24 protein-coding genes and 1 tRNA gene are annotated in these 26,369 nt (G+C 72.5%); 5 read left to right on the top strand and 20 right to left on the bottom strand.

Translation table 11 applies throughout. The annotated features are described in order from the left end of the window. Nucleotides 1–54 precede the first annotated feature (54 nt). The 14 genes from PV342_RS06085 to pgsA form a co-directional block, all read right to left on the bottom strand. The gene (locus PV342_RS06085) at nt 55–615 is read right to left on the bottom strand and encodes an adenine phosphoribosyltransferase (protein ID WP_500316070.1); all 561 of its coding nucleotides are present in this window, start codon (nt 613–615) and stop codon (nt 55–57) included. A gap of 55 nt (nt 616–670) precedes the next feature. Further along, complete coding sequence (gene secF, locus PV342_RS06080) at nt 671–1,813, bottom strand: protein translocase subunit SecF (RefSeq protein ID WP_500316069.1); 1,143 nt, start codon at nt 1,811–1,813, stop codon at nt 671–673. Further along, on the bottom strand, nt 1,813–3,573 hold the full coding sequence (secD, locus tag PV342_RS06075; RefSeq protein WP_400800537.1) for a protein translocase subunit SecD: 1,761 nt from the start codon (nt 3,571–3,573) through the stop codon (nt 1,813–1,815). The genes secF and secD overlap by 1 nt, the downstream gene beginning before the upstream one ends. Before the next feature lie 103 nt (nt 3,574–3,676). Then, nucleotides 3,677–4,099: a preprotein translocase subunit YajC gene (gene yajC / locus PV342_RS06070; RefSeq protein WP_500316067.1), complete on the bottom strand. Its 423-nt coding sequence runs from the start codon at nt 4,097–4,099 to the stop codon at nt 3,677–3,679. A gap of 161 nt (nt 4,100–4,260) precedes the next feature. Then, complete coding sequence (ruvB, locus tag PV342_RS06065) at nt 4,261–5,325, bottom strand: Holliday junction branch migration DNA helicase RuvB (protein ID WP_386990373.1); 1,065 nt, start codon at nt 5,323–5,325, stop codon at nt 4,261–4,263. Between the two features lie 31 nt (nt 5,326–5,356). Continuing rightward, nucleotides 5,357–5,971, bottom strand: a complete 615-nt coding sequence (gene ruvA / locus PV342_RS06060; RefSeq protein ID WP_329188923.1) for a Holliday junction branch migration protein RuvA — start codon at nt 5,969–5,971, stop codon at nt 5,357–5,359. Continuing rightward, on the bottom strand, nt 5,968–6,498 hold the full coding sequence (gene ruvC, locus PV342_RS06055) for a crossover junction endodeoxyribonuclease RuvC (protein WP_018564217.1): 531 nt from the start codon (nt 6,496–6,498) through the stop codon (nt 5,968–5,970). Before ruvC ends, ruvA begins: the two co-directional genes overlap by 4 nt. 134 nt (nt 6,499–6,632) lie before the next feature. Then, on the bottom strand, nt 6,633–7,385 hold the full coding sequence (locus tag PV342_RS06050) for a YebC/PmpR family DNA-binding transcriptional regulator (RefSeq protein WP_329188921.1): 753 nt from the start codon (nt 7,383–7,385) through the stop codon (nt 6,633–6,635). A 61-nt stretch (nt 7,386–7,446) separates the two neighbouring features. Then, on the bottom strand, nt 7,447–8,046 hold the full coding sequence (gene pdxT / locus PV342_RS06045) for a pyridoxal 5'-phosphate synthase glutaminase subunit PdxT (RefSeq protein WP_500316064.1): 600 nt from the start codon (nt 8,044–8,046) through the stop codon (nt 7,447–7,449). Between the two features lie 87 nt (nt 8,047–8,133). After that, nucleotides 8,134–9,048: a pyridoxal 5'-phosphate synthase lyase subunit PdxS gene (pdxS, locus tag PV342_RS06040; RefSeq protein WP_018564220.1), complete on the bottom strand. Its 915-nt coding sequence runs from the start codon at nt 9,046–9,048 to the stop codon at nt 8,134–8,136. A gap of 147 nt (nt 9,049–9,195) precedes the next feature. Beyond that, nucleotides 9,196–9,753 (bottom strand): LemA family protein, encoded by a 558-nt coding sequence (locus PV342_RS06035; RefSeq protein ID WP_386990368.1) that lies wholly within the window; start codon nt 9,751–9,753, stop codon nt 9,196–9,198. A 158-nt stretch (nt 9,754–9,911) separates the two neighbouring features. Further along, entirely contained in the window at nt 9,912–11,099 is a 1,188-nt protein-coding gene (locus PV342_RS06030; RefSeq protein WP_400800552.1) for a glycosyltransferase family 4 protein, read from the bottom strand. Then, on the bottom strand, nt 11,096–12,079 hold the full coding sequence (locus tag PV342_RS06025; RefSeq protein ID WP_391577828.1) for a phosphatidylinositol mannoside acyltransferase: 984 nt from the start codon (nt 12,077–12,079) through the stop codon (nt 11,096–11,098). Before PV342_RS06025 ends, PV342_RS06030 begins: the two co-directional genes overlap by 4 nt. Next, on the bottom strand, nt 12,076–12,735 hold the full coding sequence (gene pgsA / locus PV342_RS06020) for a phosphatidylinositol phosphate synthase (RefSeq protein WP_089227746.1): 660 nt from the start codon (nt 12,733–12,735) through the stop codon (nt 12,076–12,078). The genes PV342_RS06025 and pgsA overlap by 4 nt, the downstream gene beginning before the upstream one ends. 249 nt (nt 12,736–12,984) lie before the next feature. Here pgsA and PV342_RS06015 point away from each other — a divergent pair, with 249 nt between their 5' ends. Together PV342_RS06015 and PV342_RS06010 are read left to right on the top strand one after the other, a co-directional pair. After that, a complete protein-coding gene (locus PV342_RS06015; RefSeq protein WP_500316061.1) occupies nt 12,985–15,189 on the top strand; it encodes an elongation factor G-like protein EF-G2 in 2,205 nt (734 codons plus the stop codon). A gap of 179 nt (nt 15,190–15,368) precedes the next feature. Next, on the top strand, nt 15,369–17,012 hold the full coding sequence (locus PV342_RS06010; RefSeq protein ID WP_500316059.1) for an AbeC-like domain-containing protein: 1,644 nt from the start codon (nt 15,369–15,371) through the stop codon (nt 17,010–17,012). Between the two features lie 84 nt (nt 17,013–17,096). Here PV342_RS06010 and PV342_RS06005 read toward each other — a convergent pair whose 3' ends face one another. After that, a complete protein-coding gene (locus PV342_RS06005) occupies nt 17,097–17,657 on the bottom strand; it encodes an HIT family protein (protein ID WP_361006284.1) in 561 nt (186 codons plus the stop codon). 66 nt (nt 17,658–17,723) lie between these two features. Between PV342_RS06005 and PV342_RS06000 the strand changes: the two genes are divergently transcribed. After that, nucleotides 17,724–18,398 carry a potassium channel family protein gene (locus PV342_RS06000; RefSeq protein ID WP_500316058.1) on the top strand — a complete coding sequence of 225 codons (675 nt, stop codon included), beginning with the start codon at nt 17,724–17,726 and terminating at the stop codon, nt 18,396–18,398. 37 nt (nt 18,399–18,435) lie between these two features. Here PV342_RS06000 and thrS read toward each other — a convergent pair whose 3' ends face one another. The 3 genes from thrS to PV342_RS05985 all read right to left on the bottom strand — a co-directional run bounded on the left by thrS (nt 18,436) and on the right by PV342_RS05985 (nt 22,303). Continuing rightward, nucleotides 18,436–20,418 (bottom strand): threonine--tRNA ligase, encoded by a 1,983-nt coding sequence (gene thrS, locus PV342_RS05995; protein WP_386990359.1) that lies wholly within the window; start codon nt 20,416–20,418, stop codon nt 18,436–18,438. A 131-nt stretch (nt 20,419–20,549) separates the two neighbouring features. Next, the gene (locus PV342_RS05990) at nt 20,550–21,737 is read right to left on the bottom strand and encodes a hypothetical protein (protein WP_500316056.1); all 1,188 of its coding nucleotides are present in this window, start codon (nt 21,735–21,737) and stop codon (nt 20,550–20,552) included. Continuing rightward, a complete protein-coding gene (locus PV342_RS05985; RefSeq protein ID WP_500316055.1) occupies nt 21,737–22,303 on the bottom strand; it encodes a DUF4365 domain-containing protein in 567 nt (188 codons plus the stop codon). Before PV342_RS05985 ends, PV342_RS05990 begins: the two co-directional genes overlap by 1 nt. 172 nt (nt 22,304–22,475) lie before the next feature. Here PV342_RS05985 and PV342_RS05980 point away from each other — a divergent pair, with 172 nt between their 5' ends. Continuing rightward, nucleotides 22,476–23,216 (top strand): exonuclease domain-containing protein, encoded by a 741-nt coding sequence (locus PV342_RS05980; RefSeq protein ID WP_500316053.1) that lies wholly within the window; start codon nt 22,476–22,478, stop codon nt 23,214–23,216. 46 nt (nt 23,217–23,262) lie between these two features. On the opposite strand, the gene PV342_RS05975 is transcribed toward PV342_RS05980, so the two are convergent. Together PV342_RS05975 and PV342_RS05970 are read right to left on the bottom strand one after the other, a co-directional pair. Then, a tRNA-Val gene (locus PV342_RS05975) sits at nt 23,263–23,334 on the bottom strand. 38 nt (nt 23,335–23,372) lie between these two features. Beyond that, the gene (locus PV342_RS05970; protein WP_400800568.1) at nt 23,373–23,849 is read right to left on the bottom strand and encodes an SRPBCC family protein; all 477 of its coding nucleotides are present in this window, start codon (nt 23,847–23,849) and stop codon (nt 23,373–23,375) included. Nucleotides 23,850–23,929: 80 nt separating this feature from the next. Between PV342_RS05970 and PV342_RS05965 the strand changes: the two genes are divergently transcribed. Beyond that, nucleotides 23,930–26,290: an SCO7613 C-terminal domain-containing membrane protein gene (locus PV342_RS05965; protein WP_500316052.1), complete on the top strand. Its 2,361-nt coding sequence runs from the start codon at nt 23,930–23,932 to the stop codon at nt 26,288–26,290. The last annotated feature ends 79 nt before the right edge of the window (nt 26,291–26,369 follow it).

Below are 26,369 nucleotides of genomic sequence, written 5' to 3'. Positions count from 1 at the left end.
CGGGCTCCCGTGCCGCTTCCGCGGCCGGGAGCCCGCCTCCGGCGAGCCAGGGGCTCAGACGGCGATCAGCGCCTCCAGGGGGGCGCCGGCGAGCGACGGGGCGAGGCGGGCCCGGCCGCCGAGGAAGCCCAGCTCCAGGAGGACCGCGACGCCCGCGACCTCGGCGCCGGTGCGGCGGATCAACTCCAGCGACGCCTGGGCCGTGCCGCCGGTGGCGAGCACGTCGTCGATGACCAGGACCCGGTCACCGGCCGAGAAGGCGTCCTGGTGGACCTCGATCTCGGCGGTGCCGTACTCGAGCTCGTACGCCTGGCCCAGCGTCGTCCCGGGCAGCTTGCCCGCCTTGCGCACGGGCACGAACCCGAGCCCGGCGCGGGCGGCCGCCGGGGCGGCGAGGATGAACCCGCGCGCCTCCAGACCGACGACCTTGTCGGCGCCGTGCCGGGCGCAGAGCCCGGCCAGGGCGTCGATCAGCGCGTTGAACGCCTGGGGGTCGGCCAGCAGCGGGGTGATGTCCTTGAACATCACGCCCGGCCTCGGGTGGTCGGGCACGTCCCGGATACGGCTGAGCAGCAGGCTGCGCAGCCCCTCCGGGGTGGCGTCCGTCGTGGTCATCGGCTGTGTTCCTCGGTGCTCGTCCGCTGTGTCCCGTCCGTCGTCCGCCCCGTCCTCAGTGGCGCTTGCCGGAGGGACGGTTGCGGCCGCGGTTGTTGCGGGCCGGCTGGGTGCGCTGGCTGCCGACGACGGCGCCCGCGTGGGCGTCCTCGTCCGGCTCCCCGTCCGCGTCCCCGTCCGCGGGGGAGCCGTCCTGCGGCCCGTCCTCGGCGTCGCCGCCACGGCGGGCGTCGGCGGCACGCTTGGCGAGCACGCGCTTGCGCAGCGCCTTCATCTGCGGGTCGCGCTCCTTGAGGTCCGCGACCAGCGGGGTCGCGATGAAGATCGAGGAGTACGCACCGGCGGTGAGGCCGACGAAGAGCGACAGGGCGATGTCGTTGAGCATGCCGGCGCCGAGCAGGCCGCCGCCGACGAAGAGCAGACCCGCCACCGGCAGCAGCGCCACGACCGTGGTGTTGATCGAACGCACCAGGGTCTGGTTGAGGCTGCGGTTGGCCAGCTCGCTGTACGTGTAGCGGTTCTGCTTGGTGATGTCCTTGGTGGACTCCTTCAGACCGTCGAAGACGACGACGGTGTCGTAGAGGGAGTAGCCGAGGACGGTCAGCAGACCGATCACCGTGCCGGGGGTGACCTCGAAGCCCACGATCGCGTACACGCCGATGGTGATCGTGAGGTCGTGGATGAGGGCGATCAGGGCCGCCACGGCCTTGCGCCACTCGAAGGCGATCGCCAGGTAGATCGTCACCAGGACCATGAAGATCACCAGGCCCTGGAAGGCCTTCTTGGAGATCTCGTCGCCCCAGCTCGGACCGATGATCTGCGGGTCGATGTCGTTCGCCTTGACGTTGAGATCCGTGGCGATCTCGCCCTGGATCTCCTTCGCCTCGTTGAGCGAGATGTCGCTGATCTGGATGCGGACGGCACCGGAACCGAGCTTCTGCACGATGGCCTGGTGCCCGCCGGTGTTGTCGGCGACCTTCTCCTGGATCTGGCTGACCGACATCTCGGTCTTCGGGGTGGTGAAGACCGCGCCGCCGGAGAACTCGATGCCGAGCTTGAGGCCGTTCACGGCGAGGCCGACGATCGCCGCGATGGTGATGAGGACCGAGACGCCGTACCAGAGCTTGCGGTGGCCGACGAAGTCGTAGGCGATCTCGCCTCGGTGCAGGCGGTGCCCGAGGTTACCGAGCCGGGACATCAGGCCTCCTTGACGTCGGTACGGGCCGCGGGGCGGCGGGTGCGGCGCAGCGGGGGGTTGACGCCCAGGGCGCGCGGGTCGAGCCCGGACCAGGGGTGTCCGCCGGCGTAGAACTTCTTGCGGGCCAGGATCGTCATCAGCGGCTTGGTGAAGAGGAACACCACGGCCACGTCGAGCAGCGTCGTCAGGCCGAGGGTGAACGCGAAGCCCTGCACCTTGCCGACCGAGACCACGAAGAGCACGGCGGCGGACAGGAACGACACGAAGTCCGAGACGAGGATCGTGCGGCGGGCGCGGGGCCAGCCGCGGGCGACGGCCGGCTGCAGGGAGCGGCCCTCGCGCAGCTCGTCGCGGATGCGTTCGAAGAAGACGATGAACGAGTCGGCGGTGATGCCGATGGCGACGATGGCGCCGCAGACCGCGGGCAGGTTCAGCGCGAAGCCGATGGCCGGGCCGAGCAGCGTCATGATCTCGTAGGTGAGGATCGCCGAGACGATGAGGCTCAGGATCGCCACGAAGCTCAGGCCGCGGTAGTAGGCGACCAGGTAGAGCACGACCAGGGCGAGGCCGACGCCGCCGGCGATCAGACCGCCGTGCAGCTGCTCGCCGCCGACCGCCGCCGACACCTTGGTGACGTCCGACTTGTCGAAGGTCAGCGGCAGCGAGCCGTAGGACAGGACGTTCGCGAGCTCCTCCGAGCTCTCCTGGGTGAAGCTGCCGTAGATCTCGGCGCTGCCGCTCAGGGTCTGGTTCACCGAGGGGGCGGAGACGACCTCGTTGTCCAGCACGATCGCGAACTGGTTGTTCGGCGGCTGCTGCTGGGAGAGCTGCGAGGTGATCTTCGAGAAGGCCTTGGAGCCGGCGCCGTCGAAGTTCAGGGTGACGACCCAGCCGTTGCCGCCCTGGGTGTCGAACTGCGCGGCGGCCTTGCTGACGTTCTTGCCGTCCACCGCGGCGGGGCCGAGGGCGTACTTGGCGGTGCCGTCCTGGTTGCACGCGACGATCTTGTCCGTCGGCTTGGCCTTGAGGTTCAGGTTGGCGCGCGTCTTGGCGTCGGAGCAGTCCAGCGCGGCGAGCTTCGCCTGCAGGTCCTCGGGGACGGAGGTGTCCAGCGCGCTGCCCGGGGCCGCGGTGCTCGCCGAGGGCGACGGGTTCGGCGAGGGCGCGCCCGAGGCGGTGGCGGACGGCGTCGACGAGGCCTTCAGCGCGTCGGTGACGGCGCGGCCCTGCGTCGAGGCGCTCGCGGACGGGGAGCCGGAGGCCTTCGCGCCGGTCGAGGCGGTCGCGGACGGCGACGCCGGGGAGGAGGGCGAGCCCGAGGGGCTGCCGCTCGGCGAGGCCGGGGTCGCCGGGGTGTTGGCCACCTCGGCGAGCACGGGCCGGAAGTAGAGCTGGGCGGTGGTGCCGACCTGCTGCTCGGCCTGCGCGGCGTTGGTGCCCTTGGGGATGTTGACGATGATGTTCCGGTCGCCCTGGATCTGGCTTTCGGCTTCCGAGACACCCAGACCGTTGACACGCCGGTCGATGATCGACTTGGCGGTCTCCATGTTGGTCTTGTTGATCGCGCCGACCTGGTCGCTCTTGGCCGTCAACGTGATGCTCGTACCGCCGGCGAGGTCGATGCCCAGCCGGGGGGTGGTGTGGCCGGAGAGGAACATCCCTCCGGTGAGCGCCACGATGGCCAGCAGGATCACTGCCAGCGCCCGCCCGGGGTATCCCTGGCTCCCCGAGGGCCTACGGCCCCTCTTCGGTGCTGCCACCTTCTCGATTCTCCCTGTCCAACCGCCCTGCGACCTGCGCGCAGCGGAGCGGCACGATGAGTAGTACGGACTTGCCGACCCTGGAAAAGTACCGGGCGGGCCGTTACTTCTTGTCGGTGCCGTCCGTCTTGGCGTTCTCGGCCGCGGCCTCGTCGGCGGACTTGCTCAGGTCGACGGCCTCGTCGGCGGCGTCGGCCTTCTCGACGTCCTCGGCGCCGTGCGCCTCGAGGTCGGGCTCCGGTTCGATGCCGTGCACGATGCGGTCGTACTCGGCCTGGTCGAGGACCGCGGCGATGGCGTTCTTCGCGAAGTGCGCGTGGACGCCGTCGGCCAGCTCCAGCAGGACCGTGTCCTCGTTGACCTCCTTGACGACGGCGTACATGCCGCCGATCGTCCGGATGCCAGAACCGGGGCCCATCTGGTCACGCATCTGCGTGGCCTGACGCTGCTTGTTCTTCGCGGAGCGGGTCATCAGCAGCATGACACCGATGATCAGGACGAAAGGCAGGATTTGAACCAGATTCATGGTGTCTTGACGATCCTTCGCACGGCCGCTGGGGGCCTGGTCTACGGGATTGTGGCGTCGGTCCCGGAGGGACGACGTCGGCGGAGTCTAAGCGTTCGTTCGCCGGTGGAACAACGCCAAGCATTACACCGAGGTTCCTGCGGCGGCGAGTCTCCCCGCCGTCAAGGGCCGAACAGCCCGTCTTGCCCGGGTCCGCCGCCCTGTGGCGGCACGAGGCCGAGGTGCGCCCACGCGGCGGGAGTGGCGACCCGGCCACGGGGGGTGCGTGCCAGCAGGCCCTCGCGCACCAGGAACGGTTCGGCCACCTCCTCCACCGTCTCCCGCTCCTCCCCCACGGCCACCGCCAGTGTCGACAGCCCCACCGGGCCACCGCCGAAGAGCCCCAGCAGCGCGCGCAGCACGGCGCGGTCCAGCCGGTCCAGGCCGCGCCCGTCGACCTCGTACACCTCCAGCGCCTGCTCGGCGACCTCGCGCGTGATCACGCCGTCGGCCTTCACCTGCGCGAAGTCCCTTACGCGGCGCAGGAGTCGGTTGGCGATACGCGGGGTGCCCCGGGAGCGGCCGGCGATCTCGGCGGCACCCTCGGGTTCGATGTCGACGTCGAGCAGCCTCGCGGAACGGTGGATGACCCGCTCCAGCTCGGCCGGGGCGTAGAACTCCATGTGGCCGGTGAAGCCGAAGCGGTCGCGCAGCGGCGGCGGCAGCAGTCCCGCCCGGGTGGTGGCGCCGACCAGGGTGAACGGCGGCAGTTCCAGGGGGATGGCGGTGGCGCCGGGGCCCTTGCCGACGATGACGTCGACCCGGAAGTCCTCCATCGCCATATAGAGCATCTCCTCGGCCGGCCGGGACATCCGGTGGATCTCGTCGAGGAAGAGCACCTCGCCCTCGGCGAGTGAGGACAGGATCGCCGCGAGGTCCCCGGCGTGCTGGATGGCGGGGCCGGAGGTGATGCGGATCGGGGCGCCCATCTCGGCCGCGATGATCATCGACAGGGTCGTCTTGCCGAGCCCGGGAGCGCCGGAGAGCAGCACGTGGTCCGCGGTGCCGCCGCGCCGGCGTGCGGCCTTCAGCACCAGGTCGAGCTGCTCACGGACCCGCTCCTGGCCGACGAACTCCTCCAGCGCCTTGGGCCGCAGCGCCGCCTCGACGGCCTGGTCCTCGCCGTCGGCGGCGGCGCCGACGAGGCGGTCGGCGGTGGTCGGTACGGACTCGTCGTCCCAGTTCACTTCGGTGCGCCTTACGCTCGGCGGGCTACGGTCAGCGGGCTCGGTTCAGGGTCTGCAGTGCGGCCCGCAGCAGGGCCCCGACCTGCGGCTCGGCGCTCGCCTCCGCCTGCGGCGTCACGGCGGCGACGGCCTCCTCCGCCTCGCGCGGCTGGTACCCCAGGCCGATCAGCGCGGCGTGCAGCTGCTCCCGCCACGAAGCGGGCCCGGCGGCCACCGCGGGACGTGCGGCGCCCGCTCCGCCGACGGGGGCGCCGAGGCGGTCCTTGAGCTCCAGCAGCAGCCGCTGGGCGCCCTTCTTCCCGATCCCCGGGACGGCGGTGAGGGCCTTCTCGTCGCCGGTGGCGACGGCCGTGCGCAGCGTGTCCGGGCTGTGCACGGCGAGCATGGCCTGGGCGAGGCGGGGGCCGACGCCGCTGGCGGTCTGGAGCAGTTCGAAGACCTGGCGCTCGTCGTCGTCGGCGAAGCCGTACAGGGTGAGGGAGTCCTCGCGGACCACGAGGGAGGTGGCGAGCCGGGCCGGCTCCCCCAGGCGCAGGGTGGCGAGGGTGCCCGGGGAGCACTGGACGGCCATCCCGACACCGCCGACCTCGATCACGGCCGTGTCGGGGGCGAGGGCGGCCACCGGCCCGCTGACGAAGGCGATCATGTGCTGGGCTCCTGGGTTCGTGCTCGGGCGACGGCCTGCTGGAGGCGGTTGGTCGCGGTGCCGCGCCAGATGTGACAGATGGCGAGCGCGAGTGCGTCGGCGGCGTCGGCGGGCTTGGGCGGTGCGTCGAGCCGCAGCAGCCGGGTGACCATGGCGCCGACCTGGGCCTTGTCGGCCCGTCCGCTGCCGGTGACGGCCGCCTTGACCTCGCTGGGGGTGTGCAGGTGGACCGGCAGCCCGCGGCGGGCGGCGCACAGCATGGCGACCGCGCTGGCCTGGGCGGTGCCCATCACGGTGCGCACGTTGTGCTGGCTGAACACCCGTTCCACGGCGACCGCCTGGGGCGCGTACTCGTCCAGCCAGACCTCTATGCCGCGCTCGATCAGCACGAGGCGGTGGCCGATGTCGGCGTCCGCCGGGGTACGGACCACACCGACCCCCGCCATGCGCAGCGGCCTGCCCGGGACCCCGTCCACCACGCCGACGCCGCACCGGGTCAGCCCCGGGTCCACGCCCAGCACACGCACCGCGCCCCTCCCTCCCTCGGACAGCCGTTCAGCGGGTTCCTGGAGGCTATCGGGTGCCACCGACAACGACGGCGGCCCGGTGGGGGTGTGTCATCCCCACGGGCCGCCGTCCTGCCGTGCGTCCTGCGGACGGATCAGGCGTCGACCTTCTCCATGACCTCGTCGGAGACGTCGAAGTTGGCGAAGACGTTCTGCACGTCGTCGCTGTCCTCGAGCGCGTCGATGAGCTTGAAGATCTTGCGAGCGCCCTCCTCGTCGAGCTCCACCTGCATGGTGGGGACGAAGTTGGCCTCCGCGGAGTCGTAGTCGATGCCGGCGTCCTGCAGCGCCGAGCGCACCGCGACGAGGTCGGTGGCCTCGCTGAGCACCTCGAAGGACTCGCCGAGGTCGTTGACCTCCTCCGCGCCGGCGTCCAGCACCGCGCCGAGCACGTCGTCCTCGCCCAGCTCGCCCTTGGGGACGATCACGACGCCCTTGCGGTTGAACAGGTAGGACACCGAGCCCGGGTCCGCCATGGAGCCGCCGTTGCGGGTCATGGCGACACGCACATCGGAGGCGGCGCGGTTGCGGTTGTCGGTGAGGCACTCGATGAGCACCGCGACACCGTTGGGGCCGTAGCCCTCGTACATGATCGTCTCGTAGTCGGCGCCGCCCGCCTCGAGACCGGCACCGCGCTTGACCGCGCTGTCGATGTTCTTGTTGGGCACCGAGCTCTTCTTGGCCTTCTGGATGGCGTCGAAGAGGGTCGGGTTGCCGGACACGTCGGCACCGCCCGCACGGGCGGCGACCTCGATGTTCTTGATCAGCTTCGCGAAGAGCTTGCCGCGCTTGGCGTCAATCACGGCCTTCTTGTGCTTCGTCGTAGCCCATTTAGAGTGGCCGGACATCAGCCTGTCTCCTTCACGTCACCGATTGCTTCACGAACATTGCGATCCTACCGGGATCGCGTCACCCGGCGGCGCGCACCATGTCGACGAAGTACCGGTGCACCCGGTGGTCCCCGGTCAGTTCGGGGTGGAACGAGGTGGCCAGCAGGTTGCCCTGGCGGACGGCGACGACCGTGCCGTCGTCGAGTCGCGCCAGCGTGGCGACGCCGCTGCCGGTGGACTCGACCCAGGGAGCGCGGATGAAGACGCCCTCGACCGGGCCGCCTTCCACGCCCTCGACCTCGACCGCGGTCTCGAAGGACTCGTTCTGCCGGCCGAAGGCGTTGCGGCGCACGATCATGTCGATCCCGCCGAAGGTGTCCTGGTCGTCCCTGCCGTCCAGGATCTTGTCGGCGAGCATGATCATGCCGGCGCAGGTGCCGTAGACGGGGAGCCCGTGCCGGATGCGGTCGCGCAGCGGCTCCATCACGCCGAAGAGCGTCGCGAGCTTGGAGATCGTGGTCGACTCGCCGCCCGGGAGCACCAGGCCGTCCACCTCGGCCAGTTCCTCCGCCCGCCGCACGGGACGCGCCAGGGCGTCGGCCTCGGCGAGCGCGACCAGGTGCTCGCGGACGTCGCCCTGCAGGGCGAGGACTCCGATGGTCGGGGGGCTGCTGGACACGGTGGCGGGACCTTCCGGGACGTGGGGTGGGGCAACGGACGATGGGCAGGCCGCCGCCGGCCTGCCCGTCGCGGGGCGCTGGGGCGCCTACCAGCCGCGGTTGGCGTAGCGCTCGGCCTCGGGAAGGGTGTCGCAGTTGATGCCGACCATGGCCTCGCCCAGGTTGCGGGAGGCGTCCGCGATGATCTTGGGGTCGTCGTAGAAGGTGGTGGCCTTCACGATGGCGGCGGCGCGCTTGGCCGGGTCGCCGGACTTGAAGATGCCGGAGCCGACGAAGACGCCCTCGGCGCCGAGCTGGCGCATCAGCGCGGCGTCGGCCGGGGTGGCCACACCGCCTGCGGAGAAGAGCACGACCGGCAGCTTGCCGAGCTCGGCGACCTCCTTGACCAGCTCGTACGGGGCGCGCAGCTCCTTGGCGGCGGCGTACAGCTCGTGGTTGTCGTAGCCACGCAGACGGGCGATCTCGTTCTTGATCTGGCGCAGGTGGCGGACGGCCTCGACCACGTTGCCGGTGCCGGCCTCGCCCTTGGAGCGGATCATGGCCGCGCCCTCGGCGATGCGGCGCAGGGCCTCGCCCAGGTTGGTGGCGCCGCAGACGAAGGGGGTGGTGAAGGACCACTTGTCGGAGTGGTTGACCTCGTCGGCCGGGGTGAGGACCTCGGACTCGTCGATGTAGTCGACGCCGAGCGACTGCAGGACCTGGGCCTCGACGAAGTGGCCGATGCGGGACTTGGCCATGACCGGGATCGAGACGGCGCCGATGATGCCCTCGATCATGTCCGGGTCGGACATGCGGGCCACGCCGCCGTCCTTGCGGATGTCGGCCGGGACCCGCTCCAGCGCCATGACGGCGACGGCGCCCGCGTCCTCGGCGATCTTGGCCTGCTCGGGGGTGACGACGTCCATGATCACGCCGCCCTTGAGCTGCTCGGCCATGCCGCGCTTGACGCGGGCGGTGCCGGTCTCGGGGGACTCGGGGGTGCTGGGAAGCGTGGTGGACACGGGGACCTCACTCGGGGCTCAACTGCAGGGTGGTGGCAGCCCCCGGCGCCTGCCGGCCCGGTCAGGGTCGTCCGGCGGAACACCGATGGTTGCTCTGTGTCTCATCGTGGACCGCACGAAGTGGACCGCAAAAGGGCCAATCGCTCCTCAGTGGCCTGCCACGCCCTCCACGGTCAGGACGACCGGGGGCTCGTCGTCCATCTCGAAGGTCACCGGCCGCGGCGCGTGCCCGGCGAGGCGGAACCAGCGCACCTTGCGGTGCGCGCGCAGCGCCCTGGCGGCGCGCACGGCGTCGTTGTGGAAGCGCCGCGCCATCGGCACCCGGCGCACCGCCTGGGTGAGCTCGTGGGCGGCCTCGTCGCCGCCTGGGGCGGCCCGTACCGCGTCGACGGCGTCGGGCTCGGCGAAGACGGCCCGAAGCGCCTGGCTCAGTTCGCTCTCGGCCACCTCGCGCTGCTCGTCCTCGGCCTGCCGGGCGGAGTGCGCCGCCTCATAGAGCACGATGCTCGCCGCCGGGTCCAGCACCCCCGCGGTGGCCAGCTCCTGCGCCACGGAGGCCCTGCGCAGCAGCTGCGCGTCCAGCGCGGCCCGGGCGGCGTCGATACGGGCGTGCAGGCGGTCCAGCCGCCCCGCGGTCCAGCTCAGGTAGAGGCCGACGGCGACCAGCGCCACGGCGACCCAGATGAAGGTGGTCACGGGCCGCAAGGCTACCGGTGCGCCCGGTACGGGCCAGCGGGCCGCCGGCCCCGGGCCCCCGTCCCGGCCTCGGGCGGGGTGGCGTGTGCCGGTCGGGGGGTGCCGGCCTGGGGTGCCGGCCTGGGGTGCCAGCCTGGGGTGCCGGCCTGGGGTGCCGGTCGTGGGTGTCAGTCGCGCGCGAAGCCGAAGCGGGCGCGCAGGCCGACCCGCTCGTCGGCGGCGACCGACGCGGCGCCCGCCGTCACCGTCTCGTACACCGCGAGGATGTCGGCGGCCACGACCGACCAGTCGAAGCGCCGCACATGGCGCGAACCGAGCTCGCTCAGCTGCGCGCGCCGCTCGGCGTCGCCCAGCAGCCGCAGAGCGGAGGCCGCCAGCGCGTCCGGGTCCTCGTTGGGGAACAGCTCGCCGGCCGCGCCCCCGTCGAGCACCTGGCGGAAGGCGTCCAGGTCGCTGGCGAGCACCGGCGCCCCGGCCGACATGGCCTCGACGAGGATGATCCCGAAGCTCTCCCCGCCGGTGTTGGGCGCCACGTAGAGGTCGACGCTGCGCAGCAGCCGCGCCTTGTCCTCGTCGCTGACCATGCCGAGGAACTCGACCCGCTCGCGCATCTCCTTGGGCAGGTCCTCCACGGCCTCGGCCTCGTCGCCGCGCCCGGCGACCAGCAGCCGTGTGCCCGGCCGCTCGGCGAGGATCTTCGGCAGGGCCTTCATCAGCACGGGCAGGCCCTTGCGGGGCTCGTCGATCCGCCCGATGAAGCCGATGGTCTGCCTCCGCTCCTCGCCTGCGCAACCCCCGCCCTGCCACTCCGACTTGGGCTCGGCGTCGGCGAAGAAGCGTACGTCGACGCCGTTGGGGATGACCACGGCGTCCCCGCCCAGGTGCTCGACCAGGGTGCGCCGGGCGTACTCGCTGACCGCGATCCGGGCGCTGATCTTCTCCAGCGCCGCCTGCAGGATCGGGTAGGCGGCGATCATCGCCCGGGAGCGCGGGTTGGACGTGTGGAAGGTGGCCACGATCGGCCCCTGCGCTGCCCAGCAGGTCAGCAGGCCGAGCGAGGGCGAGGAGGGCTCGTGGACGTGGATGACGTCGAAGGCCCCCTCGTGGAGCCAGCGGCGCACCCGCGCGGCCGACAGGAACCCGAAGTTCAGTCGCGCGACCGAGCCGTTGTACGGCACGGGCACGGCGCGCCCGGAGGAGACGACGTACGGGGGCAGCGGGGTGTCGTCGTCGGCCGGCGCCAGGACGGAGACCTCGTGGCCGAGCGCGATGAGGTGCTCGGCGAGGTCGCGGATGTGGAACTGGACGCCGCCTGGGACGTCCCACGAGTACGGGCTGACGATCCCGATCCTCAAGGCTTCTCCGTTCCGGAGCGTTCGGTGGGGTCGCCGGACACCGGGGAGGACGCCGCGCCGCCCCCTGCGGGTTGCCCGGCCGGCGCGTCCTCCCGGGGTTCGAGGTCGGCGAGCCACAGGCGCTGCAGCATGTGCCAGTCCTCGGGGTGCTCGGCGATGCCGGCGGCGAAGACGTCCGCCAGGCGCTGCGTCATGACCGCGGTCCGCTCCGCCCGCGTGCCGCCCTCCGGCACCTCGATCGGGGCGTGCACCTGGCCCTGGAGGTTGGGCGACTGGTCGTACCAGAGGGTGACCGGCAGCAGCAGCGCCCCGGTCTGCTGGGCGAGGAGGGCGGGACCCGCGGGCATGCGGGTGGCCTCGCCGAAGAAGTCGACCCGCACGCCGGAGGAGGACAGGTCCCGGTCGGCGACCAGGCACACCAGGCCGCCGCCGCGCAGCCGCCGGGCCAGCGCGCCGAAGGCGGCGCCACCGGTGTGCGGCAGCACCTCCATGCCCAGACCCTCGCGGTAGGCGACGAAGCGGTCGTACAGGGTCTCGGGCTTCAGCCGCTCGGCGACGGTGGCGAAGGGCACCCCGAGCCTGGTGGTGACCCAGGCGCCCGCGAGGTCCCAGTTGGCCATGTGCGGCAGGGCGAGGACGACGCCGCGGCCGGAGGCCAGGCCCTCCTCGAGGTGGTGCAGGTCCTTGCAGTCGAACGAGGAGCGGATGCGTTCCTTGCTCCAGGCCGGCAGCCGGAAGGACTCCATCCAGTAGCGCAGGTACGAGCGCATGCCGGCCTTCGACAGCTCGCGCAGCCGCGCCTCGCCGGCGTCGGGCACCACCCTGGCCAGATTGGCCTCCAGGCGCTGCACACCCTTGCCGCGGCGGTTCCAGGCCAGGTCGGCGACGGACCGGCCGAGCCGTGCCGCGACGGGTTCCGGCAGCCGTTTGACCGCGCTCCAGCCCAGTCCGTAGAGCGCGTCGGTCAGCCCGTCCTTCACGCCCGCCCGCTCCCTTCGTGCGCCGCCGCGTCGGCCTCGAAGGCCTCGCGGCGCACGGTGATCACCCGCTGCACCAGCGTCACCAGGCTGCCGACGGCCACGATCCACAGGGCGATCGGCAGCAGCCACTGGATCCCGGGGACGCCGAACTTGTGGAGCCCGGCGAAACCGCAGGCCACCAGCGAGATCACCAGTCGCTCGGCCCGCTCGACCAGGCCGTTCACCGCGACCGGCAGTCCGATGCTCTCACCGCGCGCCTTGGTGTACGAGACCACCTGGCCGCTGGCGAGGCAGAAGATCGTCACCGCGCACAGCGCCAGGTCGTTCCCGCCCCCGGCGTACCAGAGCGCCAGCCCGCCGAAGATCGCCGCGTCGGCGACCCGGTCCAGGGTGGAGTCCAGGAAGGCGCCCCAGCGGCTGGAGACGCCCGCCTGGCGGGCCATGTTCCCGTCGACGAGGTCGGAGAAGACGAACAGGGTGATGACGACCGTGCCCCAGAAGAACTCGCCCCTGGGGTAGAAGACCAGCGCTCCCGCGACCACGCCTCCCGTGCCGATCAGCGTGACCGTGTCGGGGCTGACGCCCCGGCGCAGCAGGAACGCGGCGAACGGTGTGAGGACACGCGTGAAGAAAGCACGCGCGTACTTGTTCAGCATGGCCTTCCCGGAGGTTCGGTGTGGGTGCCCCGGCGCGGCCCCTTTCGGCCGCCCGGCTGGCCCATCGTAGCCAGGCGCGTTCCGGGGCAGGTCCGTGGCTCCCGTCCTGTCGCAGCACGTACGACGTATGGACGCACCGTGACGGGCGTGGGAAGGTCGAATTACCGCGGGCGTCACTGCAGACCGCCTGGGCGGGTGGTCTCCCGTGGCGCCAGTCCCCATGCCGTGACGGACCGGGAGGCGAGGCACATGGGCGACAGGAGAGATGCAGGTCCGGGAGCCGCCGGAAGGGCATTGGCGGCCGGCCGGCCCGAGGACGTGCGCAACGTGGTGCTGGTCGGCCACAGTGGCTCCGGAAAGACGACACTGGTCGAGGCGCTCGCCCTGGCGACAGGGGCGGTGAACCGCGCCGGGCACGTGGCCGACGGCGGGACCGTCTCCGACCACGACGAGATCGAGCACCGTCAGCAACGCTCGGTACAGCTCTCGCTCGTACCGGTGGAGTGGGACGGGATCAAGGTCAATCTGCTGGACACCCCCGGGTACGCCGACTTCGTGGGGGAACTCAGGGCCGGTTTGCGAGCGGCGGACGCGGCCCTCTTCGTCGTCTCGGCCGCCGACGGCGTCGACGGCGCGACCCGGATGGTCTGGGAGGAGTGCGCGGCGGTCGGCATGCCGCGCGCGGTCGTCGTCACGCACCTGGAGGCGGCACGGGCCGACTTCGACGAGATGACCGAGACCTGCCGTGAGGCCTTCGGGGGCGACTCCCCCGACACCGTGCTGCCGCTGTACCTCCCGCTGCACGGCGAGGCGACCGCGGACGGCCACGCTCCCGTGACCGGGCTCATCGGCCTGCTGTCGCAGCGGGTCTACGACTACTCCTCCGGCAAGCGCGAGGAACGCCCGCCAACCGAGGGGCAGTTGCCGGAGCTGGACGACGCGCGCTCCCGGCTCATCGAAGGGATCATCGCCGAGAGCGAGGACGAGACCCTCATGGACCGCTACCTGGGCGGCGAGGAACTCGACCTCAAGACGCTGATCCAGGACCTGGAGCGCGCCGTGGCGAGCGGCTCCTTCCACCCCGTGCTGGCCGCCGCGCCGGCCGCCGAGGGCTGCAAGCAGGGCATCGGCACGGTGGAACTGCTGGAACTGATCACCGGCGGCTTCCCGACGCCGCTGGAGCGCGAGGTCCCGCAGGTCACCACGCCCCAGGGCACCTCGCACGCGCAGCTCACCTGCGATCCCGGCGGGCCGCTGGCCGCCGAGGTCGTGAAGACCTCCTCCGACCCGTACGTGGGGCGGATCAGCCTCGTACGGGTCTTCTCCGGCACCCTGCGCCCCGACGAGACGGTCCACGTCTCCGGGCACGGCCTGGAGGACCGCGGCCACGAGGACCACGACGTCGACGAACGCGTCGGCGCGCTGTCCTCGCCGTTCGGCAAGCACCAGCGGACGGTGCCGCACTGCATCGCCGGCGACCTCGCCTGCGTCGCCAAGCTGACCCGCGCGGAGACCGGGGACACCCTCTCCGCCAAGGACGACCCGCTGCTCATGGAGCCCTGGCTGATGCCGGACCCCCTGCTGCCGGTCGCGATCCAGGCGCACAGCAAGGCCGACGAGGACAAGCTGTCCGTCGGCCTGTCCCGGCTCGTCGCCGAGGACCCCACGATGCGGCTGGAGCAGAACCCCGACACCCGGCAGGTCGTGCTGTGGTGCCTGGGCGAGGCCCACATGGACGTGGCGCTGGAGCGGCTGCGCACGCGCTACGGCGTGCAGGTCGACGCGGTGCCGCACAAGGTGGCGCTGCGCGAGACCTTCGGCGAGAAGTCGACGGCGCGCGGACGGCACGTCAAGCAGTCCGGCGGGCACGGCCAGTACGCCATCTGCGACATCGAGGTCGAACCGCTGCCGGTCGGCTCCGGCATCGAGTTCGTCGACAAGGTCGTCGGCGGCGCGGTACCGCGGCAGTTCATCCCCTCCGTGGAGAAGGGCGTGCGCGCCCAGGCCGCCAAGGGCGTGGCCCTCGGCTTCCCGGTCGAGGACATCCGCATCGTCCTGGTCGACGGCAAGGCGCACTCGGTGGACTCCTCCGACGCCGCCTTCCAGACCGCGGGGGCGCTCGCCCTGCGCGAGGCCGCGTCGCAGTGCCGGATCCACCTGCTGGAACCGGTCAGCGAGATCCGGGTGATGGTGCCCGACGAGTACGTCGGGCCGGTCATGAGCGATCTGTCCGGGCGCCGCGGCCGGGTGCTGGGCACCGAACCGGTCGGCCTGGGACGCACATTGGTGCGGGCCGAGGTACCGGAGATCGAGATCGGGCGCTACGCGGTCGACCTGCGGTCGCTGTCGCACGGCACCGGACGGTACGGCCGCAGTTACGCCCGGCACGAGCCGATGCCGCCTCAGCTGGCGCAGAAGCTGAGGGAGCAGCACGCCCAGGAGTCCGGCAGGTAACCCCCTCACGGGGGAGGTCGGCGGCCCGGCGGAACGATCTTCTTCCGCCGGGCCGATGACGCATGTCACATGCCCCGTATACGCTGGGTGGGCGGCGTCGCAGGTGTGCCGGTGCCGCGGCCGGGGAAAGGGCCGGGCGGGTTCACTTCCGCGCGGGCGGGGACCAGAAGGGGGCGGCAGTGACCGACGGTTTCGACTTCCTGAGCCCGGGCGCACAGATACCGCTGAGCGGTGTCGACGGCCAGACCGGCGCCACCCAGGCGCTCGCGTCGGCCGCGTACCGGGACAGCGCCCTGGAGGCCCTGTCGGCGGCCGACGAGGGTATGTCGTCGGTCAAGGAGCCCAAGGTCAAGCTGCTGCGGGCGAACCTGGGCGAGGCCTTCGCCCGCGCCGTGCAGAACCGGATGCTCGGCGCCGGGCGCAACGAGCTGGTGCAGTCCTTCGGCGCGGAGCCGCAGACCGTCGTCGAGCACTGCCTGGCCGCCAACCGGATCCGCCAGGAGCGCGACAACAAACTGACGGCGGTCATGGCCGTGTTCGGCCTGCTCTTCCTGCCCGGCATGCTGATCTGGCTGGGCGCCTTCCAACTCCGCGCCGTCGTAAGGAAGTCCGAGGGATCCCGGGCGGGGCTGCTCGGCTCGGTGGTGCTGGTCGTGGTCGGCTTCTTCGCCGTCCTGTTCGTCCTCAACCCGCCGCTCACCGGCTTCTGGTCGCAGTATCTGCGGGTGATGATGGTGGCGCCGATCCTCGGCTGGTTCTGGGCGAAGCGGATCTGCGAGCAGACCGCCAAGGACCTTCGCGACCGGTGGGCGGGCCTGGTCTCCGGCAGCGGCGTAGGCGCCAAGATCCCCGAGGCCGTGCCGCGCAACCCCAACCAGACCCGCGCCGAGACCCTGCGCCAGAACCTCGCCAAGCTCTCCGCCGAACAGCGGAGCAACGTGGTGTTCTACGCCGGCCCCAAGGGCGTGCTCGGCATGGGGGCCCGCTGGGGCGCGTGGCGGATGGCCGAGGAGCTCGTCCCGCGCGAGGGCCTGAGCGAGATCCACCCGTTCCGCAGCTGGGACGTGATCAAGGTGATCCAGGGCAAGCTCCGCGACCTGCAACGCGGCCCGCTGCACACCGGCGGCTTCCCCAAGCCCCTGGTGCAGCACTGGGTCGTCTCCCACGTCGGCGCGGGCGCCAAGAAGATCGCCCGACCCACGGGCGCGAACGTCGACGGCTACACCGTCCGGGACTTCGAGGTCCAGCGCATCTGCAACGAGCAGCAGTTCGACAAGGGCGACCGGCACTACCTGGGCGTGCAGTTCGTGGTCTGGGACGGCCAGCTGGTGATCACCATGATGGTCACCGTGACCGTGCTGGCGAGCACCCTGCGCGTCGAGGTGACCGGACACGTCCTCGGACCCGTGCACTCCCTGTTCACCACGGCTCCGGAGGCCAAGGAGAGGGAGGTGGTCCACCCCTACAAGTTCTGGGAGACCAGGAAGGTGCAGCTGCCGCTCGTCGCGAGCGACGAGGTGGTCCGGCTGGCCGCCCGCGCCCCCCTGACCCGCTTCCCCCAGATACTCGACCACCTCGGCGGAAAGATCGCCCTGCCCGAACCCTTCGGGCTCCGGCACACCTGGGTCTCGACCCCGTGGACGCACCGGTTCATGGCCGACGACGCGCTGCGCGCCGCCACCCCGGTGCTGCGTGCGGTGCACGCAGCGGCCATATCGGTCATGGAGGAGAACGGGGTGGACGTCTCGAAGTTCAAGAACCGCTCGGACATACTCAGCAACGTGGTGCAGGACGCCTCGCCCACCGAGGCCGACGTCTACTGACCGGCCCCGGTCCGCACGGCGTCCTCGCCGGGCCGGTCCGGGAAGCGGAAACCGGCAGAGGGCGGCCGGCGGAAGCGGGCCGGATCAGGCGGCCGGCCAGGCGTCGGCGAGCATCTTGCGGGTGTCGGCGAGGAGCTGCGGCAGCACCTTGGTGTGGCCGACCACCGGCATGAAGTTGGTGTCGCCGCCCCAGCGCGGCACCACGTGCTGGTGCAGGTGCGCGGCGATCCCGGCGCCCGCCACGGTGCCCTGGTTCATGCCGATGTTGAAGCCGTGCGCGCCCGAGGCCGAGCGCAGCGCGACCATGGCGCGCTTGGTGAACTCGGCGAGTTCGATGGTCTCCGGCCCATCGAGGTCGGTGTAGTCCGCGACGTGACGGTAGGGCACCACCATCAGGTGGCCGCCGTTGTACGGGTAGAGGTTGAGGACCGCGTAGACGGCGTCGCCGCGTGCGATGACCAGCCCGTCCTCGTCGCTCATCTCCGGAATCGCGCAGAAGGGGCAACCGTCGCCGGCCCCGGGGCCGGTCGGCTTGTTCTCCCCCTGGATGTACGCCATGCGGTGCGGCGTCCACAGGCGCTGGAACGCGTCCTGCGTCCCCACTCCGTTCTGCAGTTCCGGCTCACTCGTCATGCCTTGCAGCATATGGCGTCGTCCCGGCCCTGCGTGTCGCCGGGGGCGCTCCCGGCCGTGGGGCACGATGCTGGCCCCATGCCCAAGGATGACGAGCGGCGGCTGCACGAGTGGGAACGGCGGGGCAGCGTGCCGCTGTCCATCGCGTCCCTGGTGTTCCTCGTCACGTACGCGGTGCGCGTGCTCGCCCCCGACCTGCCACCCGACTGGTCCGACCTGCTGCTCACGATCACCGTCGTGACCTGGGGGATCTTCGTGGTGGACTACCTGGTCCGGGTGGCCGTCGGACCGCACCGCTGGACGTACGTGCGCCGGCGCTGGCTCGACCTGGTCGTGGTGATCCTGCCGCTGCTGCGCCCGCTGCGCCTGCTGCAGCTCTACGGGAAGATCCAGAACCGCCACAAGCAGCCGCGGCTGTCCCTGGAGGCCCGGGTCATGGCGTACGCGGGACTCAGCGCGCTGCTCCTCGGCTTCGCGGCGAGCCTGCAGGTCTACGCGGACGAGCACGACGCCCCCGGCGGGCAGATCCGCACCTACGGCGAGTCGGTGTGGTGGCTGTGCTCCACGATCACCACGACCGGCTACGGCGACCTCGTACCGGTGACGGTGCGCGGACGGGTGATCGCGGTGGGCGTGATGTTCCTGGGCGTCGTCCTGATCGGCGCGGTCGTCGGGTCGTTCTCGGCCTGGCTCACGCAGAGCTTCCGCCGCGCCGACGAGCGGCAGGACGCGGGCGGGCCCCCGGAGGGCTGACCTCCGGGGACCCGTCGCCGTGTGCCGTGCGGGCGGCTCAGACCTGGACGCGGTCCTCGACGGCCTTGGCGATCTCCGCGATCGCCTCCTCGCGCGGGATGCCGTTCTTCTGCGAGCCGTCCCGGTAGCGGAAGGAGACCGAACCCGCAGCCATGTCCTCGTCGCCGACGATGACCATGAACGGCACCTTGCTCCGCTGCGCGTTGCGGATCTTCTTCTGCATCCGGTCGGCGGAGGCGTCCACCTCGACCCGCAGGCCCTTCTTCCTCGCCTCGGCGGCGAAGTCCTGCAGGTAGGACACGTGCGCGTCGCCGATCGGGATGCCGACCGCCTGGACGGGGGCCAGCCACGCCGGGAAGACGCCCGCGTAGTGCTCCAGCAGCACCGCGAAGAAGCGCTCGATGGAGCCGAAGAGCGCCCGGTGGATCATGACGGGGCGCTGCTTGGTGCCGTCGGCAGCCGTGTACTCCAGGTCGAAGCGCTCGGGCAGGTTGAAGTCGAGCTGCACGGTCGACATCTGCCAGGTACGGCCGATGGCGTCCTTGGCCTGGACGGAGATCTTCGGGCCGTAGAACGCGGCGCCGCCCGGGTCGGGAACGAGCGGGAGGCCCTGCTTCTCGGCCACCTGCCGCAGCGTCTCGGTGGCCTCCTCCCAGATCTCGTCGGAGCCGACGAACTTCTCCGGGTCCTTGGTGGACAGCTCCAGGTAGAAGTCGGTCAGACCGTAGTCGCGCAGCAGGTTGAGGACGAAGGTGAGCGTCTTGTCGAGCTCGTCCGCCATCTGCTCCTTGGTGCAGTAGATGTGCGCGTCGTCCTGCGTGAAGCCGCGGGCACGGGTGAGTCCGTGCACGACACCCGACTTCTCGTACCGGTACACGGTGCCGAACTCGAACAGGCGCAACGGCAGTTCACGGTAGGAACGGCCGCGCGCGTCGAAGATCAGGTTGTGCATCGGGCAGTTCATGGGCTTGAGGTAGTAGTCCACGCCCTCGTCGAGCTGCATGGGCGGGTACATGCCGTCGGCGTACCAGTCCAGGTGGCCCGAGGTCTCGAAGAGCTTCCCCTTGGTGGCGTGCGGGGTGTAGACGAACTCGTAGCCCTCCTCCTCGTGCCGGCGGCGCGAGTAGTCCTCCATGACCCGGCGGACGATGCCGCCCTTGGGGTGGAAGACCGCCAGGCCCGAGCCGATCTGCTCCGGGATCGAGAACAGGTCGAGTTCGGCGCCGAGCTTGCGGTGGTCGCGCTTCTCGGCCTCGACGAGGAAGTCCAGGTACTCCTTGAGCTCGTCCCTGGACGGCCAGGCGGTGCCGTAGATGCGCTGCAGCTGCTTGTTCTTCTCGCTGCCGCGCCAGTAGGCGGCGGCCGAACGCATCAGCTTGAACGCCGGGACGATCCGGGTGGAGGGCAGGTGGGGACCGCGGCAGAGGTCCTTCCAGCACAGCTCGCCGGTCTTGGGGTCCAGGTTGTCGTAGATGGTCAGCTCGCCGGCGCCGACCTCAGCGGAGGCGCCCTCGGCGGCCTCGGCGGCGGAGCCCTTGAGGCCGATCAGCTCCAGCTTGTAGGGCTCGTCCGCGAGTTCCTCGCGGGCGGCGTCGTCGCTGACGGCACGGCGCGAGAAGCGCTGACCGCGCTTGACGATCTCCTGCATCTTCTTCTCGATGCGCTTGAGGTCGTCGGGGTGGAAGGGCTTCTCGACGTCGAAGTCGTAGTAGAAGCCGTCCTTGATCGGCGGACCGATGCCGAGCTTGGCCTCGGGGAAGAGCTCCTGCACGGCCTGGGCCATCACGTGCGCGGTGGAGTGGCGCAGGATGTTGAGGCCGTCCTCGCTGGCGATCCCTACGGGCTCGACCTCGTCGCCGTCGGAGACCTCGTACGCGAGGTCCTTCAGCTGTCCACCGACACGCGCGGCAACGACGGTGCGGTCGCCGTCGAAGAGCTCGGCCGCCGTCGTGCCCGTGGTGACCAGCCGCTCTTCCTGCTCCTCGGAATCGCGTTTGATGATCACACGGACGTCTGACACCGGTCTCTCCTGACGTATGTCCCACTGGGTCCGGCAGCGGAATGCTGCACCGCTGAATCCTACCGAGCCGCGCCGGTGCGCCGCGAAGCGATAGTGCCGGGCGGCGCGGCCGCCGGGCGGCGGGTACCCAGTCAGCCCCCGAAGGAGTCCTCGAAGGTGTCGACGCCGCCGTGCAGGGCCTTCATCAGCCGGTCGCGGTCGGCCTCGTCGACGTGGACGGGGGCCGGCGCGGACGGGTGGGTCAGATGCCGGAACCCGGTTCGCCGCTCCAGGCGCCCGGAAAGGCGTACGGGCAGCCCCACCAGGTGCGCCTGGGCGGCGATGCGGTACCCCTCCTCGGGCAGGCGGACGCGTACGTGGCGGACGTCCGCGCCGGCCAGGACGCGCAGCCGGATGGTGCCGCCCCCCGAGGGACGCGGCCGGCGCAGCCGGGTGACGGTGCCCGTGACGCGTACGTCCACCGACGGTTCCTCGCGCACGTAGCGGTCACTGGCGGCCTCCAGCGCGGGGAGGTCGCCAGGGGAGAACTCCACCGGCTCCGGCACGGTCGCGAACCCGCCGGGTGGCCCGGCCGCCGGCGCCCAGGCGAGGGCGACCACCACGCCCTCGGTGCCGCGCACCATCCGGATCAGGGAATCGGCCAGTTCGTGGCAGACGCCGAGGCCCACGGCCGCGTCGAAGGCCTCCATGCCCCCGGTGGTCCGCTGGTAGTCCACGGCGTCCCGGGTGGCCTGCAGGGCGCGCAGCAGCGTGGTCACGGTGCGGCGGCCCTCCGGGACCGGCACGTACGCGGTGAGCTGGTGCCCCGGTGCGTGACCGACCAGCACCTGCTCCACGAAGGCGTCGGCGTGCCCGGTGTGGCGCGCGCCGAAGTAGCCGAAGCGGTCGCGTTCGGCGCGGGCGGCGGACATGAGCATGGCGCGCGCGGCGCCGCGCAGTTGCTCCGCCGCCGTCCACGGCACGGCCGCGCCCGCGGCCGGCGGCCGCTCGCGGTGCCAGCGGATCTCGTCGCCCGGGACGGCGAGCGCGGTCAGCACCTCACGCGCCGATGGCTCGCCGCAGCGGGCGAGGGCGTCCAGGGCCTCGCCCAGCAGCTCGGTGTGGTCGGCGTAGCGGGCGCCCGCGGTACGCCGCTCGGGCACCAGGAGGCTGGTCCGGGCGGCGGACTCCGGCTCGCCGGGGGGCGTCCAGCGTGTGTAGCGGCCCGGGGCGCCGCCGCGCCGCCGCCAGCCGTGGCGGGCGAGCAGCGCGACGAGGACGCCGGGGTCGACCCGCTCGGGGTCGGGCGGGACGAGTGCGTCCTCGGCCGTGCGGCTCATCAGGGCCTCCCTCCCGCCCCGACCCGCGTCATGATCTCGCACAGGGCCCGGTCGTCGAAGATCCGCGCGGTCGGTATCCGCACGGTGGTCTTGCGCCTGCCGGTCACCGCGTGGCCGGCCAGGTTCGTCCAGTAGCAGCAGTGCCGCAGCTCCAGCCGGTCGTGGCTGGCGCGCAGCCACTCCTCCTGGGTGCGGGGCACGAGCATCACCACCAGGATCTTGTGCACCGAGACCGGGTTCCGGGCCAGCTTCACCAGGTGCTCGTTCTCGAGCGTGAAGGCGAAGGTCGGACCGGGAGGCCTCGGGGCCACCTGGTAGGTGCACTTGAGCTGCACCTTGATCGTGACCTCGTCGTCCACGCTGTGGCCGTGCGAACTGTGGCTTATGTGCCAGTCGATGCCGTTGTCCGGGAAGGGCTGGGCGAACGAACAGCCGGCGGCGGCCGCCACCGCGTGCAGATATCCCACTTGGAGGGTTTCCATGCAGCTGGTGGTGGCGAGTCCGCCGCGCAGCGAAGTGTTTCGCTCGGACAGCAGCCCACCCGGGCCGGGCTGCTCGAGCGCCATCGCTCTCCGTGCCTTTCCGGGCCCGGGAATCCTGGCGATCCCCGTTGTCGTCATCATCCCCACCAGCGACAAGTCGCAAACCGTTGCGGTTCGGTGACGTGCGGTCACGGGTACGTACCGTAAGGGCGGCGCACGGCCGCCCACTTCCTGCGATCCGCACGGGAGGTGCGCCATGCCGCACTGGTACGACGGCCCGCTGGCCGCCTTCGACACGGAGACCACGGGGGTCGACGTGGAGCACGACCGGGTCGTCTCGGCCGCGTTGGTGGTCGAGGACGCCCCCGGCATACCCGCCAGGACGACACGCTGGCTGGTGGACCCGGGGGTCCCGGTGCCCGAAGGGGCCCGCGCGGTACACGGGCTGGACGACGACTACCTCCGCGCCAACGGACGCCGTCCCGGACCGGTGGTGGAGGAACTGGCACGCGCGCTGGCGGACCAGGCCGCGGCCGGCGTGCCGCTGGTGGTGATGAACGCGCCCTTCGACCTGACGCTGCTCGACCGGGAGTTGAGGCGCCACCGCGGCATGGCCCTCGACACCTACCTGATCCGCGGTCCGCTGCGCGTCCTCGACCCCCGGGTCCTGGACAAGCACCTCGACCGCTACCGCAAGGGCCGCCGCACCCTGACCGACCTGTGCGCGCACTACGGCGTCGTGCTGAGCGACGCCCATGACGCCGCGGCGGACGCCCTCGCCGCGCTCGCCCTCGTACGGGTGCTGGGGCGCCGCTTCGCCGCGCGGATCGGCGGGGTGCCGCCCGCCGAACTGCACGCCCGGCAGGCCCTCTGGCACGCCGGCCAGGCTCGCGGCCTGCAGGCGTGGTTCGCCCGCAGCGGCACGGACGACCGGGTCGACCCCGCCTGGCCGCTGCGGCCGTCGCCGCTGCGGGCCCCCGAGGAGCCGGCGGCCTAGCCGCACGACGAAGGGCCGGTCCGTATGGACCGGCCCTTCGTGAGGGTGGGCGATACTGGGATCGAACCAGTGACCCCTTCGGTGTGAACGAAGTGCTCTCCCGCTGAGCTAATCGCCCGGGACGAGCTGAACAATACAGGGCACGGGCGGCTGCGTTCAAACGGCTTCCCCGCCGGGTGCGTCCCGCGCGCGCAGCCGGGCCTCGAGGCCGCGCCGCCCCTGCCGCATCATCAGGGCGTGGTTCGCCCGGAACAGCGGCCGGCACGGCACGGCCAGCCGCCGCATCAGCGGCTTGTTGACGATCACGTCCTCCTCGAAGAGGAGCCGGGTGCCGCCGCCGGCCCCGTCCGCACCGGCCGTCCACCGCACCCACCCCTCCAGATCCCCGTACATCGCCACCTCCAGGACCCGCGCCAGCGGGTCGCGGCGGGTCTGGTGCGCGGTGACGAGCAGGTCGTACGGCAGGACCGAACGGAAGCGCAGGGTGCCGGCCGTCTCGCCGGTCCGCCGCACCTCGCGGACCTGGGGCCACCAGGCCGGGTACTCGTGCGGACGCTCCAGCAGGCCGTACACGGCCTCGGGCGGGGCGGTGATCCGCCACAGACTGCGGAAGCGGTAACGGCTCCAGTCCATGAGGCCAGTGTGCGTACTCAGCGGGGATCTGAGTACCGGCGCGCATGCCCGTGCACGTGGGCCGCGCCACACTCCGAGCCATGGAGACGATGCCCCCGCCGCACGACCGCTGCCCCGCATGCGGCACCCCTCTGCCCGCGACGGCGCCGCCGCCCGCGTGCCCGCGTTGCGCGCTGCCCCTGGTCGGGCCGGTCGCCGGGGAACTGCGCGAGACCGACCGCGCGCTCCTGCGGCTGGACGCCGAGCGCGGCCGCCTCCTCGTGCGCCGAGGGCAGTTGCTGGCGCAACTGCGGCCGCCGTACCCGCAGGCGCCGTGGGGCGCGGCCCCGGGCACGCCGTGGGGCGCCCCGCCGCGGCGCGAGACGTCGCCGCGCGCGGTGCAGAACCTGCTGCTCGCCCTGGGCGGCGTGCTGTTGGCGGTCGCCGCGATCGCGTTCACCGTCATCAGCTGGGGGAGGCTCGGCATCGGCGGCCGGGCCGCCGTCCTGGGCGTCCTGACGCTCGCCGCGACGGGCGTCCCCGTGCTGCTGCTGCGGCGCACGCTGAAGGCGACGGCCGAGGTGGTCGCCTGCCTCGGCCTCGTCCTGCTGCTGCTCGACGCGTACGCGCTGCACCGCGTGGCCTTCGCAGAAGCCGACGGGCTGCGCTACGCGGCCGTGTCGCTGGCCGCCGTGGCCGCGCTCTGGGCCGGGTACGGGAAGGCATTCGGGCGGCTCGTGCTGCCGGTGCCCTTCGCCGTGGCGATCGGTCAACTCCCCCTGATGCTGTGGGCGTCGGCGGAGGAATCGGCGTACGGGATCGCGGCCGCCCTGCTCGCCACCGCCGCACTGGACGCGGCGGCCGCCCTCCTCACCGGCGGGCGCGGGACGCGTGTCACCGCCGCCGTCGCCGGCACGGCCGTCGGGGCGGCCGGACTGCTCACCGCGGGCGGGCTCTCCGTCTCGGCGGGCGACGGCGGCGCGGCACTGCGCGCCGGCGCGCTGCTGCTGGGCGCCGCGGCGGTGGCCCTCGCCGTCGCACTGCGGCGGCCGGTGCCCGCCGCCGTGTCCGGGATCCTGGCCGGGGTCGCGGCGGTCGCGGCCGTGGGCGCCGCGGGCGGGGTCGTCCGGACCGGCGTGAGCGTCGACTGGATCGTGCCGGGGTACCTGGTGTGCGCGGTCGTCGTGCTGGGCGCCGCGGCCTTCGCCGTCCCGGCCCGGCTGCGCCCGGTGGCCGCCGGTCTCGCGGCCGGCGCGGCCGCGGTGCACTCCCTGGCACTGCTGTGGGCGCTGCCCCCGCTGGCCGTGGGGGTGGTCACGCCCGACGCGTGGGAGGGCCCGTACAGCGCGGTCGCGGTGGCCGGCCTGCTCTCCGCCGAACTGGCCGCGGCGGCACGGCTGCACCGCGGCACCCCGTACGCCCCGCCCGCCGCCTCCGGCGCCCTGGTGTCGGCCGCAGTCGCCGTCTGCGCCCCCGGTCCACTGCCCGTACGGCTCGTCGCCGTGGCCGCCCTGCTCGCGCTGTCGGCCAGGGCGCTCACCTGGACCGCCCTGGTGAGCGCGTGCGGGCTCGCCGCGACCGCCGTCGCCTGGGCCCACCCGGAGCGCACGACGACGCTCACCGTGCTCGTCGTGCTGCTGGCCTGCTTCGGCGCGCTGTACGCCGCCGCGTCGCGCACCCGCGCGGTGACCGCCTCCGCCGTCGTCGCCTGCGCTGCGGGCCTCGCCTGGACCGGACTGCCCGCCCACGCGGCGGCGTTCACCCTCCTCGCGATCGCCGCGGCCGCCCAGGCCGCCGCGCTCCGCGCCCCGGGACGCCCCTTCGAGCACCCCGGCCACGCCGCCGCCCTCCTCGGGATCGGCCTCGCGGCCGACGACCCGGCGCTGCTCGCCCTGGCACTGGCCCTCGCCGGTGTCCTCGCCGCGGCCGTCGCCGCGCTGCGCACCGACCGGCGCCGCCTCGGGCACGTCGCGACCTGCCTGATGGTCGCGGCCAGTTGGGTGCGCCTCGCGGCGTCCGGCGTCGACGCACCGGAGGCGTACACGCTCCCCGTCACGGTCGCCGCCCTGGCCGTCGGTGCGCTGCGGCGGCGCCGCGACCCCGCGTTCTCCTCCTGGGCCGCCTACGCCCCCGGGCTCGCCGCGACCCTCCTGCCGAGCCTCGCCGCGGCCTGGGGCGACCCCGGCTGGGTCCGCCCCCTGTGCCTGGGCGCGGCCTCCCTGGCCGTCACGCTCCTCGGCGCCCACCACCGCCTGGCGGCGCCGCTCCTGCTGGGGGCGGGCGTGCTCGCGCTCGACGCGCTGCACGAGTTGGCCCCCTACATCGCCCAGGCCCTCGGCACGGTCCCCCGCTGGGTGCCGCTCGCCCTGGCCGGGGCCCTTCTGCTGGGGGTGGGGGCGACGTACGAGCGCCGTCTGCGGGATGTGCGGCGCGTGCGGGAGGCGCTGGGGCGCCTGCGGTAGTTCTTGTGCGGGTGGGTTGTGGTTGCGGCGCGTTGTCGTGTGCGGGTTGTCTGCGCCTGCGGCGGGCATCACCCGCCCT

This window comes from Streptomyces sp. PA03-3a (assembly GCF_033792735.1).
Classification (GTDB): Bacteria; Actinomycetota; Actinomycetes; order Streptomycetales; family Streptomycetaceae; genus Actinacidiphila.
The sequence above is the reverse complement of the archived record's forward strand: the minus strand, read 5'-3'. Positions and strand labels throughout refer to the sequence as shown.